The following is a 6,211-nucleotide window of genomic DNA, read 5'->3' on the forward strand; positions in this document are numbered from 1 at the left end:
GCCGCGCGAGGCGCGGTTTGCAGATTTAGCTGCCCTGCTTCTTCAGCGCGGCACCCAGGATGTCGCCCAGCGAAGCGCCGGAGTCGGTCGAGCCGTACTGGGCAACCGCTTCCTTCTCTTCGGCGATTTCCAGCGCCTTGATCGAGACCTGCAGCTTGCGGGTCTTCTTGTCGAAGGCGATGACGCGGGCGTCGACCTTCTGGCCGACCGTGAAGCGCTCGGGGCGCTGCTCGTCGCGGTCACGGCTGAGGTCGGAGCGCTTGATGAAGGTCTCGATGCCGCTGTCGACCAGCCGCACTTCCAGGCCGCCATCCTTGACGCCGGTGACCTCGCAGGTGACGACCGCGTTCTTGCGCAGTTCGCCTGAAGTCGCCGCCTCGCCGGCCGTATCCTTGGCCAGCTGCTTGATGCCGAGCGAGATGCGCTCCTTGTCGATGTCGACGTCGAGCACCTGCGCCTTGACCATGTCGCCGCGATTGTACTCCTCGATCACCTGCTCGCCCGGACGGGTCCAGTCGAGGTCGGAAAGATGGACCATGCCGTCGACATCGCCTTCGAGGCCGATGAACAGGCCGAACTCGGTCTTGTTCTTGACCTCGCCCTCGACCTGGCTGCCGACCGGATGGCTGCTGGCGAAAGCCTGCCACGGGTTCTCGAGCGTCTGCTTGAGGCCGAGCGAAATGCGGCGCTTGGCCGGATCGACCTCGAGCACCACCACGTCGACTTCCTGCGTCGTCGACAGGATCTTGCCGGGATGCACGTTCTTCTTCGTCCACGACATTTCTGAAACGTGGATGAGGCCCTCGATGCCCGGCTCCAGCTCGACGAACGCGCCGTAGTCGGTGATGTTGGTAACGGTGCCCTTGATCTTCTTGCCGATCGGGAATTTCGTTCCGATCTCGGACCACGGATCGCTCTCGAGCTGCTTCATGCCGAGCGAAATGCGGTGGGTTTCCTGGTTGATGCGGATGATCTGCACCTTGACCGTCTGGCCGATGTTGAGGATTTCGGTCGGATGGTTGACGCGGCGCCATGCCATGTCGGTGACATGCAGCAGGCCGTCGATGCCGCCGAGGTCGACGAACGCACCATAGTCGGTGATGTTCTTGACGACGCCTTCGACCACCTGGCCCTCTTCGAGGTTCTGCACGATTTCCGAACGCTGTTCGGCGCGGCTCTCCTCGAGCACGGTGCGGCGCGACACCACGATGTTGCCGCGGCGGCGATCCATCTTGAGGATCTCGAAAGGCTGCGGATTGTGCATCAGCGGCGAGACGTCGCGGATCGGGCGGATGTCGACCTGGCTGCGCGGCAGGAAGGCCACGGCGCCGTCGAGATCGACGGTGAAGCCGCCCTTGACCTGGTTGAAGATGACGCCTTCGACGCGCTCGCCCTTGGTGAACTTCTCTTCGAGCCGGACCCAGCTCTCTTCGCGGCGTGCCTTTTCACGGGAAAGCATCGCTTCGCCAAGCGCGTTCTCGATGCGCTCGACATAGACTTCGACCGTGTCGCCGACCTTAAGCGTCGAATCCTTGCCCTTGACGCCGAATTCCTTCAGCAGCACGCGACCTTCGACCTTGAGGCCGACGTCGATGATTGCCATGTCCTTTTCGATCGCAGTGATCGTGCCCTTGACGACTTGGCCTTCGCCGGAATGGCCGGCGGAAAATGATTCTTCGAGCAGGCTCGCGAAATCATCGCGAGTGGGATTTGCAACTGACATAGTTTCTCCTGGAATGCCCCGCATCTCAAGCGGGGCGGGCGCCGTGGGTTAGCGTTGCGTTGGCCTGCCGGCGTTCCGGGCTCCAAAAAAGCCCTTGGCCGCCTAAGCGGCAATTCCGGCGCATGAAGAATGCTGGCAGGCTGGTTCGTGCCCGATATGGGTACCTTTTCGCCGCCGGCAATCGGCAACGGCAGGAAACCCGGCTCAGGCTTTGTTTCTCTTGGCCAGAACGTCGTCGATGATCGCCTTGGCCGCCAGGAACGCGGCTTCTATAGCCATTTCCGACGTGTCGAGCAAGTGCGCGTCGGCGGCCGGCTTCAGCGGCGAGTCGGCGCGACCCATGTCGCGCTCGTCGCGGCGCAGGATATCGGCGAGGATTTCGTTGAAATCGGCGTTACCGCCGATGCTCTCGATCTCGGTCAGCCTGCGTTGTGCCCGCACCTCGGCGCTCGCCGTCACATAGAGTTTTATGTCGGCGTCGGGACAGACGACGGTGCCGATGTCGCGGCCGTCGAGCACGGCGCCCGGCGGTCCCTTGGCGAATTCGCGCTGCTTTTCAACCAGTATGCGCCGCACCGACGGGAACACGGCCACTTTCGAAGCCGCTTCGCCGACCGCATGCGCCGACAGCATCGACCGGTCGAGGTTGGCCAGGTCGACCTGCCGGGCAGCGGTCTCGGCGGCCGAGACATTGTCGAGCGGCAGGCCGAGCCGAAGCAGCGCATGGGCAACCGCGCGGTAGGTAAGGCCTGTGTCGAGCAGGTTCAGCCGGTAGTGGTCGGCCAGCCTTCGCGCCAGCGTGCCTTTGCCGGCGCCGGCGGGTCCGTCGATGGCGATGGTGAAGGGTTTCATACGAACCTCGGGTATCGCCAACGTCAAGCTTGGAACTTACTGCTGCTCAGGGTGTGCAACATTTTTTCTGCGGCGGCGTTCTTTCAAAAAAGTAGCAAAAACGACGTACGAAATAATGGCGAAAAATAGAAGCGCGATCGGATGCAGCCTACCGGTCGGGTCATAGCTTTCGAGGTCCAGGAGTTTCGCGATCAAGCCGAAAACGCTCGAAGCGAAGACGAATCCGGCAAACCAGGTCCCGATGATCAGGTGGAAACTGCTCTGATTTTGCCATAGCGATGTAAATCTCACCGAAGCGGGGACGTGAGCCGGTAATTCAAGCTGACGTGGAGCTCGGTCCAAAATCTTCGCTATTCTCTGTGTCGCGTTAACAATCGCGTACACGCATAAAATGGTGGCCACCAGGCCAAAGAGTATCGGCATCTCAGGCGGTATCTGGCCCTTTGCGAACAGGAAAACAAGAACAGCACCAAGGGCCAAAAACACAAACGGCAGCAACAGACGTGTGCCGTTGAGCCGCTGGATTTCTTCGAGTTGCTCGGAGGTCAAGATCGACGCTGGAGTTTGCGGCCCTCGCCAATACGCGACCTTGCCGTCTCCCACGCCCTTCGCTACGCGAAGCTTTCCGTTGACCAGGAACAACTTGCTCAAGCCACCCGTGTTACAACGCCATCATTAACGCGAAACGGGCCGCGCAAATGCCCTAAGCAGATAGAATATCCATCCTAGCGCATGGCTGAAAAAATACACGCTGAGGATCGCATAGCCGCCCATTACGAAAAAAATCGCATTTGAGGGCATTGCGACTTGGATCAGTTCAAGCACCCACCCGAAATGCAAACCGTATGTGCAACCTATCGGTCCACAGGAAGAGCCCAAACTTGGAATGGTAAGTGCGGCCCAAAATGCCGCGATCAAACCGAAGCGCGCGAATGAATAATTCCCCTCGTTGATCATCTTGGCCACGGATATGGCCTTTGTAATGATCAAAACGACACCCGCTACGATGGCAATCAAAATCGAGGCTAGGATGTTCATGGCTCTCCCCACTGTTCGCTCGACCTTGACGGGCCGGCCTTAAAGAACAATTGAGTTGATAGCCAAATTTGACGACAATCCTGGGTTTAAGAAATCTCCGCGCCAAGGCCCTTCATCAACCCCATGAACTCCGGAAAGCTGGTCGCGATCATCGCCTGGTCGTCGATGGTGACAGGCTTTTCCGTTGCCAGTCCCATGACCAGAAAGCTCATGGCAATGCGATGGTCGAGATGGGTCTGGACGATGGTGCTCTTTCCGTTCGGGTGCTGGCCGAGCCCCTTGCCGCCTGGTTTTCCACGCACCGCCAGCGAGGCCTCGCCCTCAGTGCAGTCGACGCCGTTGAGCTTCAGCCCTTCGGCCACTGCCGACAGCCGGTCGGATTCTTTCACCCGCAACTCTTCCAGCCCCTGCATTAACGTCTCGCCCTCGGCGAAGCTGGCGGCGACGGCAAGCACCGGATATTCGTCGATCATCGCCGGTGCCCGTTCGGGCGGCACGGTGACGCCTTTCAGCTCGGAATAGCGCACGCGCAGATCGGCGACATCTTCGCCGCCTTCATTGCGCGGGTCGACAATGTCGATCCTTGCGCCCATTTCCTGCAGCGTCAAAAGAAGACCGGTGCGGGTCGGGTTCATCAGCACGTTTTCGATCGTGATGTCCGAGCCCGGCACGATCAGCGCCGCCACCAGCGGGAATCCGGCCGAGGACGGGTCGCCCGGCACAGCGATCGTCTGGGCGACGAGCTTGCCCTGGCCCTCGATGAAGATGTGGCGCACGCCGCGCTCGTCGGTCTCGACCGACAGATTGGCGCCGAATCCCTTCAGCATCTTTTCGGTGTGGTCGCGCGTCATCACCGGCTCGATGACGGTGGTGATGCCGGGCGTGTTCAGCCCGGCGAGCAGCACCGCCGACTTCACCTGGGCCGAGGCCATCGGCACGCGGTAGGTGATGGGCGCGGCGTGTTTGGGGCCGCGCAGCGTGATCGGCATGCGGTCGCCGGGCGTCGCCTTCAGCACCTGCACGCCCATCTGGCGCAGCGGCTCGAGCACGCGGCCCATCGGCCGGCCGGACAGCGAGGCGTCGCCGATAAAGGTCGTCTCCATGTCGTAGGTGCCGACCAGGCCCATGGTCAGGCGCGAGCCGGTGCCGGCGTTGCCGAAATCGAGCGGGCCTTCCGGCTGCAGCAGCGCGCCGTTGCCGGTGCCGCGGATCACCCATTCAGTGCCGCGCTTCTCTATATGCGCGCCCATCGCCTTCATCGCCGCGCCGGTGCGCATCACGTCCTCGCCCTCCAGCAGGCCGGTGATGCGGGTTTCGCCGGAGGCGAGGCCGCCGAACATGAACGAGCGGTGCGAGATCGATTTGTCGCCGGGTACCCGTGCTGTGCCTGAAAGCGCTGGCGATTTGCGGGCGGTGGCCGGTTTCGGGGCGGCAGTATGCGACATGGGTTTTCCTTGGGTGAAAAACGCCGGTGGCCGGCCTTTTTCTTGTGGTTTGCGCGGTCTCGTATCACGGCGGACGGAAATGGTCATCCCCTTGCAAGAGGTCGCTCAACGCGCGGATTTGTGACCTTGGCTTTAGGCTTTGACAGCGCCGTAAACTGTGGTTATGGGGACCAAACTTTCATCGACGAGGCTTGCTGTGGCAAAACCCGAACTTGGCACCAAACGCATCGACCCCGAGACGGGTCAAAAATTCTATGACCTGAACAAGGATCCGATCGTCTCGCCCTATACCGGCAAGAACTATCCCCGCTCTTATTTCGAGGAAGGCAAGACTGCCGCCCCTGAGGAGGAAGAGGAAGTTGCCGAGAAGGAAGTCGACGCCGAGGAGGAAGAGGGCGTCGAGGTCGTCTCGCTCGAAGAGGCGGACGAGGATGCGAAACCCGACGATCTTCCCGATCTCGGCGATGACGAGGACGATGTGGACCTCGGCGACGACGACGATACCTTCCTCGCCGACGAAGAGGAAGAGGACGACGATGTCGCCGACATGATCGGCGTCGGCGACGACGACGACGAAGTCTGATCCGGCCTCTCACACAGTGCCCGCCGACTTTCGCGGGGTCTTGATAAAAAGCGGCTCTTAAAGGCTTGATATTGACGGAAGGCGGGGTTAGAAGCCGCCTGCACTAACGGCGCGGTCTCAACCCGCGCCGGATCTCTTCGCCGGTAACGGCGCCGGTAGACTGCCGGAGTGGGGCCATAGCTCAGTTGGGAGAGCGCTTGAATGGCATTCAAGAGGTCGTCGGTTCGATTCCGATTGGCTCCACCAAAAGTTCCACAGTGTTTTCAACTAGTTAACCTCCAGCCCTTCGGGGCCATCTTCCCTTGCAGGCTCTCTGGGCACCGCCGGGGCACCGCCAGACGCTTTCTCGACCTAAAAAAATGTTTTGCCCGGTGGCCGAGTGGTTTAAGGCAAAGGTCTTGAAATTTGAGCTTCGCAAGTCGCTCACCAATTCATCCCCGGAACGGGTTGCGGTCTGTTTTTGGTTGGCACAGCAGGTCCGCGGGTACGCGTCAGGCCTGTCGCATGAAATGTGCGGTATCGCCCCCCCGCCGCAGCGACAGCCTTCGCTATTCCTTCTTGTCGACCAGC

At 61.0% G+C, this 6,211-nt stretch carries 6 protein-coding genes and 1 tRNA gene; 2 read left to right on the forward strand and 5 right to left on the reverse strand.

Annotation, left to right across the window (positions count from 1 at the left end):
- Nucleotides 1-25: 25 nt before the first annotated feature.
- From rpsA to aroA, 5 genes are all read right to left on the reverse strand, one after another.
- Complete coding sequence (gene rpsA / locus BQ8794_RS07840) at nt 26-1,723, reverse strand: 30S ribosomal protein S1 (protein WP_077375090.1); 1,698 nt, start codon at nt 1,721-1,723, stop codon at nt 26-28.
- A gap of 204 nt (nt 1,724-1,927) precedes the next feature.
- Nucleotides 1,928-2,575 (reverse strand): (d)CMP kinase, encoded by a 648-nt coding sequence (cmk, locus tag BQ8794_RS07845; protein ID WP_077375093.1) that lies wholly within the window; start codon nt 2,573-2,575, stop codon nt 1,928-1,930.
- A gap of 36 nt (nt 2,576-2,611) precedes the next feature.
- On the reverse strand, nt 2,612-3,226 hold the full coding sequence (locus BQ8794_RS07850) for a hypothetical protein (RefSeq protein ID WP_077375097.1): 615 nt from the start codon (nt 3,224-3,226) through the stop codon (nt 2,612-2,614).
- A 24-nt stretch (nt 3,227-3,250) separates the two neighbouring features.
- Nucleotides 3,251-3,613: a hypothetical protein gene (locus BQ8794_RS07855; protein WP_143744483.1), complete on the reverse strand. Its 363-nt coding sequence runs from the start codon at nt 3,611-3,613 to the stop codon at nt 3,251-3,253.
- 86 nt (nt 3,614-3,699) lie between these two features.
- On the reverse strand, nt 3,700-5,058 hold the full coding sequence (gene aroA, locus BQ8794_RS07860; protein ID WP_077375103.1) for a 3-phosphoshikimate 1-carboxyvinyltransferase: 1,359 nt from the start codon (nt 5,056-5,058) through the stop codon (nt 3,700-3,702).
- A gap of 196 nt (nt 5,059-5,254) precedes the next feature.
- On the opposite strand from aroA, the gene BQ8794_RS07865 reads away from it, so the two are divergent.
- Together BQ8794_RS07865 and BQ8794_RS07870 are read left to right on the forward strand one after the other, a co-directional pair.
- Nucleotides 5,255-5,641 (forward strand): TIGR02300 family protein, encoded by a 387-nt coding sequence (locus BQ8794_RS07865; RefSeq protein ID WP_077375256.1) that lies wholly within the window; start codon nt 5,255-5,257, stop codon nt 5,639-5,641.
- Between the two features lie 170 nt (nt 5,642-5,811).
- Nucleotides 5,812-5,887: transfer RNA gene (locus BQ8794_RS07870), tRNA-Ala, on the forward strand.
- The last annotated feature ends 324 nt before the right edge of the window (nt 5,888-6,211 follow it).

Origin of the sequence: Mesorhizobium prunaredense, from assembly GCF_900156895.1 — a bacterium.
Taxonomy (GTDB): Bacteria; Pseudomonadota; Alphaproteobacteria; order Rhizobiales; family Rhizobiaceae; genus Mesorhizobium; species Mesorhizobium prunaredense.

Bases quoted from the DNA above. Each gene is read 5' to 3' on its own strand.
- rpsA (WP_077375090.1), bottom strand. From the start codon at position 1,723: ATGTCAGTTGCAAATCCCACTCGCGATGATTTCGCGAGCCTGCTCGAA.
- cmk (WP_077375093.1), bottom strand. From the start codon at position 2,575: ATGAAACCCTTCACCATCGCCATCGACGGACCCGCCGGCGCCGGCAAA.
- BQ8794_RS07855 (WP_143744483.1), bottom strand. From the start codon at position 3,613: ATGAACATCCTAGCCTCGATTTTGATTGCCATCGTAGCGGGTGTCGTT.
- aroA (WP_077375103.1), bottom strand. From the start codon at position 5,058: ATGTCGCATACTGCCGCCCCGAAACCGGCCACCGCCCGCAAATCGCCA.